General features: G+C 73.6%; 17 protein-coding genes. 9 read left to right on the top strand and 8 right to left on the bottom strand.

The genetic code is table 11. The annotated features are described in order from the left end of the window. Nucleotides 1–282: 282 nt before the first annotated feature. The gene (locus tag ACIQOV_RS05030) at nucleotides 283–1,359 is read right to left on the bottom strand and encodes a hypothetical protein (protein ID WP_401045005.1); all 1,077 of its coding nucleotides are present in this window, start codon (nucleotides 1,357–1,359) and stop codon (nucleotides 283–285) included. A 186-nt stretch (nucleotides 1,360–1,545) separates the two neighbouring features. Here ACIQOV_RS05030 and dapE point away from each other — a divergent pair, with 186 nt between their 5' ends. Both dapE and ACIQOV_RS05020 read left to right on the top strand, forming a co-directional pair. Further along, nucleotides 1,546–2,622, top strand: a complete 1,077-nt coding sequence (gene dapE, locus ACIQOV_RS05025; protein ID WP_380539910.1) for a succinyl-diaminopimelate desuccinylase — start codon at nucleotides 1,546–1,548, stop codon at nucleotides 2,620–2,622. Nucleotides 2,623–2,733: 111 nt separating this feature from the next. After that, a complete protein-coding gene (locus tag ACIQOV_RS05020; RefSeq protein WP_359903553.1) occupies nucleotides 2,734–3,543 on the top strand; it encodes a TIGR00730 family Rossman fold protein in 810 nt (269 codons plus the stop codon). 65 nt (nucleotides 3,544–3,608) lie between these two features. Here the strand turns inward: ACIQOV_RS05020 and folP are convergent, their stop codons facing one another. Continuing rightward, nucleotides 3,609–4,421 (bottom strand): dihydropteroate synthase, encoded by an 813-nt coding sequence (gene folP, locus ACIQOV_RS05015; RefSeq protein WP_380540053.1) that lies wholly within the window; start codon nucleotides 4,419–4,421, stop codon nucleotides 3,609–3,611. A 181-nt stretch (nucleotides 4,422–4,602) separates the two neighbouring features. Here folP and ACIQOV_RS05010 point away from each other — a divergent pair, with 181 nt between their 5' ends. Both ACIQOV_RS05010 and ACIQOV_RS05005 read left to right on the top strand, forming a co-directional pair. Then, on the top strand, nucleotides 4,603–5,043 hold the full coding sequence (locus ACIQOV_RS05010) for a DivIVA domain-containing protein (RefSeq protein WP_401045001.1): 441 nt from the start codon (nucleotides 4,603–4,605) through the stop codon (nucleotides 5,041–5,043). Nucleotides 5,044–5,053: 10 nt separating this feature from the next. Next, entirely contained in the window at nucleotides 5,054–5,647 is a 594-nt protein-coding gene (locus ACIQOV_RS05005; RefSeq protein ID WP_359903548.1) for a DNA-3-methyladenine glycosylase I, read from the top strand. A gap of 39 nt (nucleotides 5,648–5,686) precedes the next feature. Here the strand turns inward: ACIQOV_RS05005 and ACIQOV_RS05000 are convergent, their stop codons facing one another. Beyond that, nucleotides 5,687–6,487, bottom strand: a complete 801-nt coding sequence (locus tag ACIQOV_RS05000; RefSeq protein ID WP_401044998.1) for an enoyl-CoA hydratase-related protein — start codon at nucleotides 6,485–6,487, stop codon at nucleotides 5,687–5,689. A 297-nt stretch (nucleotides 6,488–6,784) separates the two neighbouring features. Here ACIQOV_RS05000 and ACIQOV_RS04995 point away from each other — a divergent pair, with 297 nt between their 5' ends. After that, entirely contained in the window at nucleotides 6,785–6,952 is a 168-nt protein-coding gene (locus ACIQOV_RS04995) for a DUF3117 domain-containing protein (protein WP_014137929.1), read from the top strand. Nucleotides 6,953–7,085: 133 nt separating this feature from the next. On the opposite strand, the gene ACIQOV_RS04990 is transcribed toward ACIQOV_RS04995, so the two are convergent. Next, the gene (locus tag ACIQOV_RS04990; RefSeq protein WP_380540056.1) at nucleotides 7,086–7,748 is read right to left on the bottom strand and encodes an O-methyltransferase; all 663 of its coding nucleotides are present in this window, start codon (nucleotides 7,746–7,748) and stop codon (nucleotides 7,086–7,088) included. A gap of 258 nt (nucleotides 7,749–8,006) precedes the next feature. Here ACIQOV_RS04990 and sigE point away from each other — a divergent pair, with 258 nt between their 5' ends. The 4 genes from sigE to ACIQOV_RS04970 all read left to right on the top strand — a co-directional run bounded on the left by sigE (nucleotide 8,007) and on the right by ACIQOV_RS04970 (nucleotide 11,261). Further along, a complete protein-coding gene (sigE, locus tag ACIQOV_RS04985) occupies nucleotides 8,007–8,738 on the top strand; it encodes an RNA polymerase sigma factor SigE (protein WP_387694254.1) in 732 nt (243 codons plus the stop codon). A 122-nt stretch (nucleotides 8,739–8,860) separates the two neighbouring features. Beyond that, on the top strand, nucleotides 8,861–9,745 hold the full coding sequence (locus ACIQOV_RS04980; RefSeq protein ID WP_401044996.1) for a zf-HC2 domain-containing protein: 885 nt from the start codon (nucleotides 8,861–8,863) through the stop codon (nucleotides 9,743–9,745). A gap of 148 nt (nucleotides 9,746–9,893) precedes the next feature. Beyond that, entirely contained in the window at nucleotides 9,894–10,328 is a 435-nt protein-coding gene (locus ACIQOV_RS04975) for a sec-independent translocase (RefSeq protein ID WP_359903540.1), read from the top strand. A 267-nt stretch (nucleotides 10,329–10,595) separates the two neighbouring features. Then, the gene (locus ACIQOV_RS04970; protein ID WP_401044994.1) at nucleotides 10,596–11,261 is read left to right on the top strand and encodes a hypothetical protein; all 666 of its coding nucleotides are present in this window, start codon (nucleotides 10,596–10,598) and stop codon (nucleotides 11,259–11,261) included. Between the two features lie 72 nt (nucleotides 11,262–11,333). Here the strand turns inward: ACIQOV_RS04970 and ACIQOV_RS04965 are convergent, their stop codons facing one another. The 4 genes from ACIQOV_RS04965 to ACIQOV_RS04950 all read right to left on the bottom strand — a co-directional run bounded on the left by ACIQOV_RS04965 (nucleotide 11,334) and on the right by ACIQOV_RS04950 (nucleotide 15,133). After that, nucleotides 11,334–12,494 carry an Mrp/NBP35 family ATP-binding protein gene (locus ACIQOV_RS04965; protein ID WP_359903536.1) on the bottom strand — a complete coding sequence of 387 codons (1,161 nt, stop codon included), beginning with the start codon at nucleotides 12,492–12,494 and terminating at the stop codon, nucleotides 11,334–11,336. Between the two features lie 56 nt (nucleotides 12,495–12,550). Further along, nucleotides 12,551–13,099, bottom strand: a complete 549-nt coding sequence (locus ACIQOV_RS04960; protein WP_380350196.1) for a DUF1003 domain-containing protein — start codon at nucleotides 13,097–13,099, stop codon at nucleotides 12,551–12,553. A gap of 67 nt (nucleotides 13,100–13,166) precedes the next feature. Continuing rightward, nucleotides 13,167–14,465 (bottom strand): magnesium transporter MgtE N-terminal domain-containing protein, encoded by a 1,299-nt coding sequence (locus ACIQOV_RS04955; protein ID WP_359903533.1) that lies wholly within the window; start codon nucleotides 14,463–14,465, stop codon nucleotides 13,167–13,169. 128 nt (nucleotides 14,466–14,593) lie between these two features. Then, on the bottom strand, nucleotides 14,594–15,133 hold the full coding sequence (locus ACIQOV_RS04950; protein WP_401045007.1) for a hypothetical protein: 540 nt from the start codon (nucleotides 15,131–15,133) through the stop codon (nucleotides 14,594–14,596). Nucleotides 15,134–15,158: the final 25 nt, after the last annotated feature.

The following is a 15,158-nucleotide window of genomic DNA, read 5'->3' as shown; positions in this document are numbered from 1 at the left end:
GTCCGTCCCGTCCGCCCCGGGGGCCGGGTGTGGCCGATCGGGCGGACGACGTTGTTACCGCTTGAGAAGCCAGAAGGTTTCGGCCGGTGCAAGGAAGCTTCCTGGCCGATCATCGGATCGTACGACCACGACAGGGGTGTCCGCCGGGCCCGGCCGGACGTCGCCGAACCGGCCCCGGCCAAGGGCAGTGACGGTTCTCCATCCCGGTTCGCCGGAACGGGGGGTCGGTCCACCGGGGTTGACCGGAATCACCCGACCGGCGGCAACCCGAACACCAGTGCGTCAGCCCTTGTCGGCCGGGGCCAGAGTGACCTGGACGAGCTTGGTCGAGGTGCCCGAGGTCTGGCTCTGCCAGCCGTCCTCGGACTTGGACTTGCGCCAGATCTTCCCGTCGTAGGCGACCGTCGCGATGCCCAGCTGCTGGGCCTGGGCGACCGCCCAGTGGGCGACCTCCCAGCCGCTCGCCCGCTCGGCGACCACCCCGCCGTCCGCCCCCGCGTCCGAGGAGGAGGTCAGCGCGGCGGTGGCCGGGTCCGGGGTCAGCGAGACGGCGTTCTCGGCGCCCTTGATGGTCGAGGTGTAGCCGGTGGCCGGCGTCACCGTGCGGCCGAACTCCCGGCGCACCCGGTCGGACAGCACCTGGGCCCGGTCCGGCGCCGCGGCCGGGGTCGCGGTGGCGCCCGGCGTCGCGCCCGGGGAGGCGGAGGCGGAGGCGGAGTCCGCCGGATCCGGCTTGGCGTAGTCGTGCACCACGCAGGAGAACGAGGCGGGCTCCCGGCCGGCCAGCGCCGAGGTGAGCAGGGTCGCCTTGGTCTCGTGCTTGGCGTAGGCCTGCGGGTAGCCGCTCTTCTGCACCGTCTGCGCGGCGTCGGTCAGCGGCATCCGGGTGTAGCCGGGGACCTTGACCAGGCCGTCCAGGAACTTGTTGGTCGCGTACACCGGGTCCGAGATCTGCGCCGGGGTGCCCCAGCCCATCGACGGCCGCTGCTGGAAGAGGCCGATCGAGTCCCGGTCGCCGCCCGCCAGGTTGCGCAGCTTGGACTCCTGCATGGCCGTCGCCAGCGAGATCGTGGTGGCCCGGTCCGGCAGCCCGCGCGAGCGCGCCACCGCGGCGATCGTCGCGGCGTTGGCGGCCTGCGGCAGCTCCAGCGTGCCGCTGCCCGCCGCGGTCTTCACCGTGCACTCCTCGGACGCGCCCGGCTTGAAGCCGAACCACCAGATCCCGACCACGGCCAGACCGGCGACCAGGGCCAGGCCGAGCAGCCCGACGATCACCATCAGCAGGGCGCGCAGCGGCCCGCGGCGGCGAGTGGGCTCCTCTTCGTCGCCCAGCTCCTCGCTGCTCCTTCTCCTGGCCACCGTCGCCCCTCTCGCGCCTGCTCCTTGATCCGACACCGTACCCACTCGGACGGATGTGCGGCGCCTCCCGGTTGCCGTTGCCCGCCCACTCGCCGTCCGGGCGCCGCCCCCGGGGCGGCGGGGGCCGGTCCGTGTCACCGGGCGGCCGCACCGGCCCGCACCGGGCCGCGGACTAGGCTGGCGCCCATGAGCAGCCCGAACCCGACGCCCCTGGACCTCACTCTCGACGGCGGCGCGCTGACCGCCCGCCTCGTCGACTTCCCCTCGGTGAGCGGCGACGAGCAGGCGCTCGCCGACGCCGTGGAGGCCGCGCTGCGCGGCTACCCGCACCTCACCGTGGACCGCCACGGCAACAACGTGGTCGCCCGGACGAACCTGGGCCGGGCCGAGCGCGTCGTCCTGGCCGGCCACCTGGACACCGTGCCGATCGCCGACAACCTCCCCTCGTACGTCGAGGGCGACCTGCTCTACGGCTGCGGCACCTCGGACATGAAGTCCGGCGTGGCCGTCCAACTGCGCCTGGCCGCCACGCTCGCCGAGCCCAACCGCGACCTCACCTTCGTCTTCTACGACTGCGAGGAGGTGGAGGCCCACCGCAACGGCCTGGGCCACCTCGCCAAGGACCACCCGCAGTGGCTGGCCGGCGACTTCGCGGTGCTGATGGAGCCCAGCGGCGGCATGGTCGAGGGCGGCTGCCAGGGCACCCTGCGGGCGCAGGTGCGGCTCACCGGCGTGCGCGCCCACGCGGCCCGCAGCTGGCTCGGCGACAACGCCATCCACCACGCCGCCGAGGTGCTCACCCGGCTCGCGGACTACCGGCCGCGCCGGGTGGAGATCGACGGCCTGGAGTACCGCGAGGGCCTGAACGCGGTCCGGATCGACGGCGGCGTGGCCGGCAACGTGATCCCGGACGAGTGCGTCGTCACGGTCAACTTCCGCTACGCGCCGGACCGCAGCGAGGCCGACGCGGAGAAGCACGTGCGCGAGGTCTTCGACGGCTTCGAGCTGACCGTCACCGACTTCGCCGCGGGCGCCCTGCCCGGACTCGCCCAGCCGGCCGCCCAGGCCTTCCTGGCGGCCACCGGCGGCCAGGCCCGGGCCAAGTTCGGCTGGACCGACGTCGCCCGCTTCAGCGCGCTCGGCGTCCCGGCCGTCAACTACGGCCCCGGGGACCCGAACCTGGCGCACAAGCGCGAGGAGCACTGCTCGCTGAGCGCCATCGCCGAGGTCGAGGAGCGGCTGCGCGCCTGGCTGACCAGCTGAGCCGCGCGCGGCTCAGCTCGTACGATCAGCGGCCGAACGCCACCTTCCGGTTGCTCAACCGACCTTCCCCCGTTGCCTGAAAACGGGGGAAGATCGGCGTAGGGTTTCGTCATGACAGGCACAGGAGACGAGAAGCACTACGGTCACGGTCCCGAGCAGGTCGGGGTGCCGCGGAAGAAGAAGGCCTGGCCCGAGAAGCAGAAGGGCCCGGTGCTGGTGCGCCGGGACCAGGTCGGCACGAGCACCACGGACCAGCGCCTGCTGGACACCACCGGCCCCACCGACTGGCTGCACACCGACCCGTGGCGGGTCCTGCGGATCACCTCCGAGTTCGTCGAGGGCTTCGGCGCCCTCGCCGAACTCCCGCCCGCGATCAGCGTCTTCGGCTCCGCCCGGACCCCGGTCGACTCGCCCGAGTACCAGGCGGGCGTGGAGATCGGCCGGGCCCTCGTCGAGGCCGGCTACGCGGTGATCACCGGCGGCGGCCCGGGCGCGATGGAGGCCGCCAACCGCGGCGCCTCCGAGGCCGGCGGCCTCAGTGTCGGGCTCGGCATCGAGCTGCCCTTCGAGCAGGGCCTCAACGAGTTCGTCGACCTCGGTCTGAACTTCCGCTACTTCTTCGTCCGCAAGACGATGTTCGTGAAGTACGCCCAGGGCTTCGTGGTCCTGCCCGGCGGCCTCGGCACGCTGGACGAGCTGTTCGAGGCGCTCACCCTGGTGCAGACGAAGAAGGTCACCCGCTTCCCGGTGATCCTCTACGGCAGCGCCTACTGGGGCGGCCTCTACGAGTGGCTGAAGAACACCCTGGTCGCGCAGGGCAAGGCGGCCCCGCACGACCTGGAGCTGTTCCACATCACCGACGAGATCGACGAGGTCATGAAGATCCTCGCCGACGCCCGCCGGCCCGCCGGCGAGATCTAGCCCCAACGCCCGGCCGCCCCGCCCCGTCGGCCGGACCAGCGGGCGGGCCCCGGCCCGGGCGGGGTCTAGGCCAGCCCCCGGCGGGCGACCGCCGGGGCGCGGGTGCCCCGGATCGAGGCGACCATGTCCAGCACCTGGCGGGTCTCCGCGACCTGGTGCACCCGGTAGATCCGCGCGCCCAGCCAGGCCGAGACCGCGGTGGTGGCCAGGGTGCCGAGCAGCCGCTCGTTCACCGGCTTGTCCAGGGTCTCGCCGACGAAGTCCTTGTTGGAGAGCGAGACCAGCACCGGGAAGCCGGTCGCGGTCATCTCCGGCAGCCGCCGGGTGGCCTCCAGCGAGTGCCGGGTGTTCTTGCCGAAGTCGTGCCCCGGGTCGATGACCACCGCGTCCCGCCGCACGCCGAGCTCCACCGCGCGCTCGGCCAGTCCCACGGTCACCCGCAGGATGTCCGCCATCACGTCCTCGTACCCGACCCGGTGCGGCCGGGTGCGGGGTTCGGCGCCGCCGGCGTGGGTGCAGACCAGCCCGGCGTCGTACCGGGCGGCCACCTCGGCGAGCTTCGGGTCCACCCCGCCCCAGGCGTCGTTCAGCAGGTCCGCGCCCACCTCGCAGACCGCCTCGCCGACCTCGTGCCGCCAGGTGTCCACACTGATGACCGCCTCGGGGTGGCGCTTGCGCAGCTCGGCCACGAAGGGCACGGTGCGCCGCAGTTCCTCCTCGACCGTGACCTCGTCGCCCGGCCCGGCCTTCACCCCGCCGATGTCCAGGATCGCCGCGCCCTCGGCCATCGCCCGGTCCGCGGCGGCGAAGGCGGCCCGGTCGGCGAAGGTCGCGCCCTTGTCGAAGAACGAGTCCGGCGTCCGGTTGACGATCGCCATGATCACCAGCTCGTCGTCACCGAATTCCCGCGGTCCCAGGCGCAGTGCCACCGATGTCTCCTCCACAGCTCCTGCGGGTGCGATGATGGCCCCCGGCCTCACTAAGGGACCATGCTGTCATGATCAGTGTGGTTACCTGCCACCACATAGCGGACCGGCCGGGAGTTCGGGAGGACAGCTCGTGTTCTGGGTGATCGTGGTCGCCATGGCCGTGGTGGTCGGTGGTGCCGCCCTGGTGGCGCTGGGTGGGGGTGGGTCGATGCCGGAGGCGGTACCGGACCGCATCTCCGCGCGACTGCCGCAGGACCGCCCGCTGGGCAAGGCGGACGTGGACGAGCTGCGCCTGCCGATGGCGCTGCGCGGCTACCGGATGGACGAGGTGGACGACGTCCTGGACCGCCTCGGCGCCGAACTCGCCTACCGCGACACGCGGATCGCCGAGCTGGAGGCCGCCGCCCACCTGCGCGGCGCGGTCGAGGCGACCACCGCCCCCGACCCGGCGGCCGAGCCGCTGCCCGGCCTGGAGCAGTTCGCCCAGGTGGTCGAGCCGGCCGTGGTGCTCGCCAAGCAGCCGGCCGGGGAGCAGACCCCCGAGGACGCGAAGCCGGGGGCCGACAAGTGAACGGGTGCGCATGAGTGGTGAGGTCGAGGGCGCGGTGCTCGGTGCGGACGGGCTGCGCCGCTGCGCCTGGGGCGATTCCACCGACGACTACCGGGTCTATCACGACACCGAGTGGGGCCGTCCGGTGCACGGCGACGACGCGCTGTTCGAGCGGGTCTGCCTGGAGGCCTTCCAGTCGGGCCTGTCCTGGCTGACCATCCTGCGCCGCCGCGAGGGCTTCCGGGCCGCGTTCGCGGGCTTCGAGATCGCCGAGGTCGCCGAGTTCGGCGAGGCGGACAAGGAGCGCCTGCTCGCCGACGCCGGCATCATCCGCAACCGGGCCAAGATCGAGGCGGCGATCGCCAACGCGCGGGTCGCCCGCGATCTGGAGGGCGGCCTGGACGCGCTGATCTGGCGGTTCGCCGCCGAGCCGGACCGGCCGGCCCCCCGCACGCTGAGCGAGGTGCCGGCCGTCACGCCGGAGTCGACGGCGCTGGCGAAGGCGCTGAAGAAGGAGGGCTTCCGCTTCGTCGGCCCGACCACCGCCTACGCCCTGATGCAGGCCTGCGGGCTGGTCGACGACCACCTGGCGGACTGCCACGTCCGCACCGGCGCCAAGGGCTGACCGCCGGCGCGGGGACCCGGTGGTCGGCCCCCGCGCGCCTCAGCGGCCCAGGTACGTCGGCTTCTCCTTGGCGATGAACGCGCGCACCGCGATCCGGTGGTCCTCGCTCTCGCCCGCCAGCGTCTGCAACTCGTCCTCCTTGTCGAGGAGTTCGTCCAGCGAGTGGGAGGCGCCGTACGCCAGCGACTCCTTGATGGCGCCGTAGGCGACGGTCGGGCCCTCGGCCAGCTCGCGGGCGAAGGCCCGGGCGGTGGCGGCGAGTTCCTCGGCCGGCACCACCTTGGTGGCCAGGCCCAGCTCCATCGCCTCGGCGGCCTTGACCGTCCGGGGGAGCATCAGCAGCTCGGTGGCCCTGGCGTGCCCGACCAGCCGGGGCAGCGTCCAGGAGGCGCCCGAGTCGGCGGTCAGCCCGATCCCGGCGAAGGCGGTGTTGAAGCCGGCCCGGTCGGACAGGAAGCGGAAGTCGCAGGCGAAGGCGAGCGAGGCGCCGGCGCCGGCCGCCACCCCGCCGACCGCGGCGACGGTCGGCTTGCGCATCCCTGCCAGCGCCCGCACCAGCGGGTTGTAGTGCTCGGCGACGGTCCGCAGCGCGCCCTCGCCGGTCTCCTCGGCCCGCTTCAGCAGGGTCAGGTGCTCGTTCAGGTCCTGGCCGACGCAGAAGGCCCGCTCGCCCGCCCCGGTCAGCAGGACGGCCCGCACCGCCGGGTCCGCGGCCGCGGCGGTCACGGCGTCGCGCAGCGCGATCTTGGTGGCGACGTCGAGCGCGTTCATCGCCTCCGGGCGGTTGATGGTGAGGACGGCCAGGCCGCCGTCCAGCTCGTACAGCACGGAATCGGACATGGGTGAGGGCTCCCGGGGTCGTGGCGGTGTCGGTCGTGTGTGTCAGGATGCCGGAGCACACGGGGGCCTGGGGAGTGTGAGGTATCGCACCTTCCGGTGCTGTCCGTGCCGCCGCCACGCCGGGGCTTATGACGTGGTTTGCGGCGGTTGGGGGCGGTCCGGCCGTGGTTGCACCGAGAGTGATGTTGGTCATCAGCCCGTGGCATGCGGGATAATGGCTTCCGATCAATGCGTTCGATACCGGCGGTGGACGGACTGCCGGTGCGTAGCTGAGCGGTTGCAGGAAGGGGAACGAGCATGGCGGCCATGAAGCCGCGGACGGGTGACGGCCCGCTCGAAGTCACCAAAGAGGGGCGGGGCATCATCATGCGCGTTCCGCTCGAAGGCGGCGGACGCCTTGTGGTGGAGCTCACGCCTGACGAGGCCGACGCCCTCGGCGAGGCCCTGAAGAAGGCCTGCGGCTGACCGCAGCAGGTGCTCGCCATCTCCTGGAGATGTGCTGCCGGGCCCGGGTACGACGTCATGTCGGCCCGGGTCCGCACGTTTTCCGGGCCCGGTCCCCGCGGGGCGCCGGGCTCAGCGCTTGATGGCGCCGGACTCAGCGCTTGATGGCGCAGAGCAGCCCGTCCGACACCGGCAGCAGTGCCGGCAGCAGGGCCTCGCTCTCCCGCACGTCCCGGACCAGGTCCCGGACGGCGCCGGTCTGCGGGTCCTGGAGCTCCGGCTCGGCCAGCCTTCCCTCCTGGAAGACCCCCTCGAAGCAGACCATCCCGCCCGGCCGCAGCAGCCGCAGTGCCTCCAGCAGGTACTCGCAGGACTCGACCGGGTCGCCGTCGCAGAACACCAGGTCGTACTGGCCGTCGGCGAGCCGGGGCAGCACCTCCAGGGCCCGGCCCGGTATGAACCGGGAGCGGTTGGCCGCGAACCCGGCCGCCTGGTACGCCTCGCGCGCCAGCTGCTGGCGCACCGGTTCGGAGTCCACCGTGGTGAGCACGCCGTCCGGCCGCATCCCGCGCAGCAGGTAGACCCCTGATACCCCGGTGCCGGTGCCGATCTCGGCGACCGCCTTGGCGTCCAGCGCGGCGGCCAGCAGCCGCAGGCACGCCCCGCCGCTCGGCCCGATCGCCTTTATCCCGGTCCGCGCGGACTGGGCCCGGGCGTAGGTCAGCACCGCGTCCTCGCTCACGTAGGTGTCGGCGAGAGCCGCACGTGCGGGCCCGAATTCGCTGATGGCTGCCTCTTTCGGAGCGCCGGGCGGCAGCCCGGTGCCGAGGGATGTCGATATTTCCTGGCACAGATTACTGGCCGACCGGGAACCGCGTACGGCGGCGGGCCGTTGTCAGGACGGACCGGGTGCGGAAGGCCTCCCGGGCACTTTTATCCGGGCTTGACGGGTGAGGTGGATATGGTGGTGGCCCTGCTGGGCAGAAGAGCCGACCGAGGAGGTGTGGCCGAGGGCGACGTCCCTGTGCGGCGGCACTCCCGCGGCACCGCGTCGGCCCGTACGCCGAAGCCCGTGATGAACCAGCCTGCGCACTCCGACCTGGACCAGCCCGCGGCCGCTACGCCGACCGCCGGTGCCACCGAGGCCCCCGCCCTCGCGACCTTCACCGAAGGTCCCGACGCGCAGACCTGGACTCCGCCCACCTGGGAGGAGATCGTCGAGGCGCACAGCGCCCGCGTCTACCGGCTCGCCTACCGTCTGACGGGCAACCAGCACGACGCCGAGGACCTCACCCAGGAGGTCTTCGTCCGGGTGTTCCGTTCGCTGTCGACCTACACCCCCGGCACGTTCGAGGGCTGGCTGCACCGGATCACCACCAACCTCTTCCTGGACATGGTCCGCCGCCGCCAGCGCATCCGCTTCGACGCGCTCGGCGAGGACGCGGCCGAGCGGCTCGCCTCCCGCGAGCCCAGCCCGGCCCAGCACTTCAGCGACACCCACTTCGACGCCGACGTCCAGCAGGCGCTGGACACCCTCGCGCCGGAGTTCCGGGCCGCCGTGGTGCTCTGCGACATCGAGGGCCTGTCCTACGAGGAGATCGCCGCCACGCTGGGCGTCAAGCTCGGCACCGTCCGCAGCCGCATCCACCGCGGCCGCTCGCACCTGCGCGCCGCGCTCAAGCACCGCGCCCCCGGCTCGGCCCCCGGCCGTGAGCGCCGCGGCGGCTCGGAGGAGCCGGTGCCGGTCGGCGTCGGCGTGGTCGAGGCCGCGGTCGCGCCCGGTGGGCGCGGACGGAGGCGATCGTGAGCGGAACCAGCCGGTCCGGTTCGGATCGTTCGGATGCGTCCGACCGGTCCCTGACCCGACGGGGCTGGGCCCTGCCGGGCCGTCGCGGAGGCGACGACCCCGGTGAGCCCGTGCTGCCCGCGGTGGCACTGCCCGCGGACACGGCGCTGCACGCGCTTCCCGTCCGCCCCACCGCGCCCGCCGCCGAGGAGCACCACCTGGGCGAGCGCCTCTCCGCCTTCCTGGACGGCGAACTCGGCCACGACTCGCGCGACCGCGTCCAGGCCCACCTGGCGACCTGCCCCCAGTGCCTCGCCGAGGCCGACGAGGGCCGCGCCGTCAAGCACATGCTGACCCGCACCGGCACCCCCGGCCCGTCCTCCGCGCTGATGGCCCGCCTGATGGCCGTCGGAAACCTCCCCGAGGACGCCCCGGCGGACCGCGACCGGCCGACCGGACGCGGCCGCCGCGATGACGACGACGACCTGCCCGGTGGCGGGGTCGCGGCCACCGGCACGCTCGGCGGCAGCCGGCTCGACGGCGGCTCCTTCGGCCGCGGTGCCGGGGCCTCCTTCGGCGCGGGCGCGCTCGGCGCCGACGCCCCGCTGCCCGGGGTGGACCCGCGCGCCTTCGGGCGCGGCGCGGTGCTGCGGCCGCTCATGGGCCGGCGCGCGGCCCGTCCCGAGCCCACCGCCGCCCCGGCCCGTCCGCAGCCCTCCACGGCCGTCGTGCGCCCTCCCGCGCGCGGACGCCGACTGGTGTTCGCGGCCGCGGGCGCCTTCTCCGTCGCCGCGGTGACGCTCGGCGGCGTCGGCGGGCTCAGCACCCAGGGCGAGGAGCGCCACGGCACCACCGTCAGCCCGCCCGGTGCCGGCACCGGCCGGGGCGGCGGGCTCGTCCCGATGAACGCGCAGGTCCCGGTGGACTTCCCGGGCCGCCCGGTCGCCGCGACCCGCGAGGCGACCCCGCCGGGCTACCCGGAGCGCTACCCCGGGGGCCCCGCCGCCCTGCGCCAGCAGACTCGCTAGAGCGGCCCTCGACGGACACCGGTGTTCCGGTCCGGACGGCCTCGGCCACCGGCAGGTCTTTACCACGGCTTCATCCCAGCGTGGACCAGGGACTCGCCGGTGGCCATTACCCTGTAGGAACCGTCGTCCGACGAGCTAGGGAGCAAAGGTGTTCAGCGACGTGGGTGGGCTGGAGCTCCTGACGCTTGCCGTGATGGCGATCATCATCTTCGGCCCGGACAAACTGCCGAAATTGATCCAGGACACCATGGGCTTCATCCGGAAGATCCGTTCCTTCGCCGACAACGCGAAGGAGGACATCCGCAGCGAGCTGGGCCCCGAGTTCCAGGACTTCGAGTTCGAGGACCTGAACCCCAAGACCTTCGTCCGCAAGCAGCTCATGGGCGGCCAGGACGACCCGCTGGGCCTCAAGGAGATGAAGGACTCGCTGGACATCCGCTCGGTCCTGGACGACAAGCCCGCGGCGCCGGTCAACGGCCGCAGCGGCAGCGTCAGCTTCGAGAAGTCCGAGCCGGCCGCCGCCTCCACCGGCGCCCCGCTGGCGCCCGGCGAGCGCCCCCCGTTCGACCCCGACGCCACCTGATCACGCCGCGTACGCCGGTCGATCCGCACCGCGTACGCCGGTCGATCCGCACCGCGTACGGCGCCTCCGGCTCCGTGCCCCCGCCCCGCCCGGCCACCGGCTGAGCGGGGCGGTGGCGTGTGCGCCGCTATTGTGCTGATTGCTCCCGCTGAGCCGTCCGTCACAACGCGCCCCGTCGCGTACCAGGAACGGCCCCGGGGAGCGCCGCGGTGCGCCACCATGGGAGCGCGCCACGGCAGGCAAACGTGTGTTTGAGGAGGCCCGGGGATGGACGCGACGAGTCAGGCGGGAGGGGCGACGGCCACGGCCGGCGGCCCGGTGGTCGGCGGACAGGCCGGCCCGGTGGACCCGCTGGTGCCCTACCTGTCCGCAGACTTCCCCTGGTACGGGCTGGACGAGGGCTGGACCGGCCGTCGCTTCCTGGTGCAGGCCGGCGCCGGCCCCCGCACGGGCAGCGTCGACTACGGCTCGCTCGGCCACGGCGAGGAGCCGGCCCAGCGGTACGAGCCGCGCGACGTGCGGAAGTTCGCCGTCGTGGTCACGGTGGCGCGCCGGGACAGCCGCCGCAGTGCCGACAACACCGGCACCCTGGAGGCGACCTCCGCCTCCTCCGCGGCCTGGCTGGCCGGCTCCGGCCTGCTCGCCGGGACCTGGCCCGGGCAGCTGGACCGGGCGCTGCGCCAGGACTGGCTGGACCAGCAGAGCAGCCTCGCCTGGGACCTCGCCGACGACCTGGCGGGCCCCGGCTGGTCCACCCTCAGCCTGCCCGTCAACGGGCTGCCGCAGCCCTTCCGCTACCGCGAGTCCGAGTACGGCTGGGTGCTGGCCGGCGAGGCCCCCGGCGTCCTGCTCGGCGCCTACGGCCGCGGCGTCAGCGCCTACGGCATCGGCTTCTCCACCGTTCCGGAGCTGGCCGCCTACACCCGGCCGTAGCGCCCCGGGGCGCGCGACGGTACGACGAAGGGCCGGGTGGTCCGGCCACCCGGCCCTTCGTCGGTCACGGTCTCAGAACTTGTTCCTGGGCGTCAGGCCCAGCGACATGCCGGACAGCCCGCGCTGGCGGCCGCCGAGCTTGCCGGCCACGGCGCGCAGGGCGGCGCCGGCCGGGGAGTCGGGCGCGGCGAGCACGACCGGGCGGCCGTCGTCGCCGCCCTCGCGCAGCCGCACGTCGATCGGGATCGAGCCGAGCACCGGGACGGTCGCGCCGACGGTGCGGGTGAGCGCGTCCGCGACGGTCCGGCCGCCGCCGGTCCCGAAGACGTCGATCATCTCGTCGCAGTGCGGGCACGGCATGCCGGACATGTTCTCGATCACGCCGACGATCTTCTGGTGGGTCTGCACCGCGATGGTGCCGGCCCGCTCGGCCACCTCGGCGGCGGCCATCTGCGGGGTGGTGACGATCAGGATCTCCGCGTTGGGGACCAGCTGGGCCACCGAGATCGCGATGTCGCCGGTGCCGGGCGGCAGGTCCAGCAGCAGCACGTCCAGGTCGCCCCAGTACACGTCGGCGAGGAACTGCTGGAGCGCGCGGTGCAGCATCGGGCCGCGCCAGACCACCGGGGCGTTGCCCGGGGTGAACATGCCGATCGAGATGACCTTCACGCCGTTCGCCTGCGGCGGCATGATCATGTCCTGGACCTGGGTCGGCCGGCCCTCGACGCCCAGCATGCGCGGCACGCTGTGGCCGTAGATGTCGGCGTCCACCACGGCGACCTTCAGACCGTCGGCGGCCATCGCGGCCGCCAGGTTGACGGTCACCGAGGACTTGCCGACGCCGCCCTTGCCGGAGGCGACGGCGTAGACCCTGGTCAGCGTGCCCGGCTTGGCGAACGGGATCTCCCGCTCGGGGGCGCCGCCGCGCAGCAGCTGGGACAGCTCCTTGCGCTGCTCGTCGCTCATCACGTCGAGCTCGACCTCGACGCCGGTCACGCCGGGGACCTTCCCGACCGCCTCGCGCACCCGGGTGACGATGGTGTCGCGCATCGGGCAGCCGGAGACCGTCAGGTAGACCGCGACGCGCACCGCGCCGCCCTCGGCGATCCCGACCGATTTCACCATGCCGATCTCGGTGATCGGGCGGTTGATCTCCGGGTCGTTGACGGTCGCCAGCGCCTGGCGTACGGACTCCTCCGTGACGCCGGCCGCGACCTCTGTCTCGTTGGCCATGCCTTGATGGTACGGCGCCGACGGATTCCCTTGACTCGCCGGTAGCGTGCCGAGGGTCACAGGGCGTCGGAGGACTCCCGGCGCTCGTCGATCTCCTTGAGCAGGGACTGGAGTTCGGACCGGATGAAGTCCCGCGTGGCCACCTCGCCGAGCCCGTGCCGCAGGGCCGCGACCTCGCGGGTCAGGTACTCGGTGTCGGCGATGTTGCGGTCGCTGCGGGCCCGGTCCTGCTCCATGTTGACCCGGTCCCGGTTGTCCTGGCGGTTCTGCGCCAGCAGGATCAGCGGGGCCGCGTACGAGGCCTGCAGGGACAGCGCCAGGGTCAGGAAGATGAACGGGTACTCGTCGAAGCGCACGTTCGCCGGCAGCAGGGTGTTCCACGCTATCCAGACGACGACCACCACCGTCATCCAGACGATGAACCGACCGGTGCCGAGGAAGCGGGCGATCCGCTCGGACAGGACGCCGAAGGCCTCCGGGTCGTAGGACGGCAGCGAGAGCAGGCCGGGCCGCGCGGTGCGCGGCTGGTCGAGCCGGGCGCGGCCGGTGCCGGTGATCGGCGCGGTGTCCGAGCGCCGGTCCCGGCCGCCCTCGCGGGTGCGCAGCTCGCGCAGCTGGCGCAGTTCTCCCTGGAGGCGTCGGCGCGCGGAGTCGTCCGGCCGTCCGCTGCGGTCACCGTCCACCGGTCACCCCTTCGCTCTCGTCGTCGCGGTCCTCGTCGTGGGCGTGCAGCGCGGCGTCGCGCCAGTCGTCCGGCAGCAGGTGGTCGAGCACGTCGTCGACGGTCACCGCGCCGAGCAGGTGGTCCGCGTCGTCCACGACCGGTGCGGCGACCAGGTTGTAGGTCGCCAGGTAGCTGGTGATCAGCGACAGCGGGGTGTCCGGCGGCAGCGGGTCCAGGTCGTCGTCCACCAGCGAGCCGACCAGGACGTACGGGGGTTCGCGCAGCAGCCGCTGGAAGTGCACGGTGCCCAGGTAGCGGCCGGTCGGGGTCTCGTTCGGCGGGCGGCAGACGAAGACCTGCGCGGCCAGCGCGGGCTTGTGGTCGCTGACCCGGACCCGGGCCAGCGCCTCGGCGACGGTCGCGTCCGGCTCCAGCACGACCGGCTCGGTGGTCATCAGACCGCCGGCGGTGTCCTCCTCGTACGTCAGCAGGCGGCGCACCGGCGCGGCCTCGTCCGGCTCCATCAGCTGGAGCAGCCGCTCGGCCTCGTCGCCGGGCAGCTCGGAGAGCAGGTCGGCGGCGTCGTCCGGGTCCATCGCCTCCAGGACGTCGGCGGCGCGCTCCTCCTGGAGCTTGCCGATGATCTCGACCTGGTCGTCCTCGGGCAGCTCCTCCAGGACGTCGGCCAGCCGCTCGTCGTCGAGGGCGGCGGCGACCTCGGCCCGGCGCTTGGCGGACAGGTGGTGCAGCACGCTGGCGAGGTCGGCGGGGCGCAGCTGCTCGAAGGTGGCGAGCAGGTTGGCCGCGCCCTGGTCCTGTTCGGTCAGCGAGAAGCCGGTGACGTCCTGCCAGTCCAGGGTGAGCCGTTCGCCCTTGCCCTTGCGCAGCCGGCCGGCCCGGCCGAGCTGGACGAAGACCTTGCTGATCTCCCACTCGCGCAGCCGGCTCTGCACCATGCCGACGTCCAGCACGGTGACCTGCTCACCGGTCTTGGACCAGGTGACGGTGCGGTCCAGCAGTTCGGCGAGCACCAGGGTCTCGGACGGGCGCTGCTCGAAGCGGCGCATGTTGATCACGCCGGTGGTGAGCACCTGGCCGGACTCCAGGCTGGTCACCCGGGTCATCGGCAGGAAGATCCGGCGCCGGCCGACCACCTCGACCACCAGGCCGAGCACGCGCGGCGGGCGGCCGCCGAGCCGCAGCGACACGACCACGTCCCGGACCCGCCCGACCTGGTCGCCGTTCGGGTCGAAGACCGCGATGGCGGACAGATGGGAGATGAAGACCCGGGTGCCTGGCCCTGCCATGGACTCCCTCGACTCGCTCGATGCCGTACCGGATGCGCCGGGGGCGCGTCCGCGGCCAAGGCTACCCGCGTGTTCCGGGCCCGGCCGGGAGGCACGGTAGCCGTCGGACGAGTCCCGGGCGTGAACCTTTAACGGCGCTTGAACAGCAGTTTGGGCAGGCCGGCCGGGATCGGGCGGCGAGTGGTGGCCGGGGTGGGCAGCGGCTGCGCGGCGTGCGAGCCGTCCGGCATCGCCCCGGGGTGCTCGGTGAGCGGGCCGGTCGGCTCCAGCCGCAGCACCCGGCACTCGCGGGCCCAGCGGGTGGTGATGGCGTCGGTGTCGGGCGCGTTCAGCCGCTTGCCCTTGAGCTCCTCGACGGCGCCCAGCCAGGCCTCGCTGTTCGGGGCCGGTTCGACCACCCGGGCGTTCCAGCCGGTCAGTCGGCCGCCCTTGTCCTTGCTGCGGACGGTGACCACGGCCCCGGCGCCGGGCTCCAGGCCGTGCAGCGGCTGCTCGCCGCCCCCGCCGACCACCACGACGGCGCCGTCGTGCCAGGCGTGCCACAGCGGCCGGGCGTGCTCCTGCCCGTCCGCGCGCACCCAGAGCAGGCCGGACTTCTTCGCGGCCTCCTCCAGCAGGGCCTGGTCGAGGAAGTCGTCGGCGGTCGCGGCGGCGGGCGTACGGTCCATGGCGGACAGCGTACGGCCACCGGGG

The sequence above is a fragment of the Kitasatospora sp. NPDC091257 genome, assembly GCF_044757675.1.
Taxonomy (GTDB): Bacteria; Actinomycetota; Actinomycetes; order Streptomycetales; family Streptomycetaceae; genus Kitasatospora; species Kitasatospora lactacystinica.
This window is presented reverse-complemented; position numbering and strand designations above follow the sequence as displayed.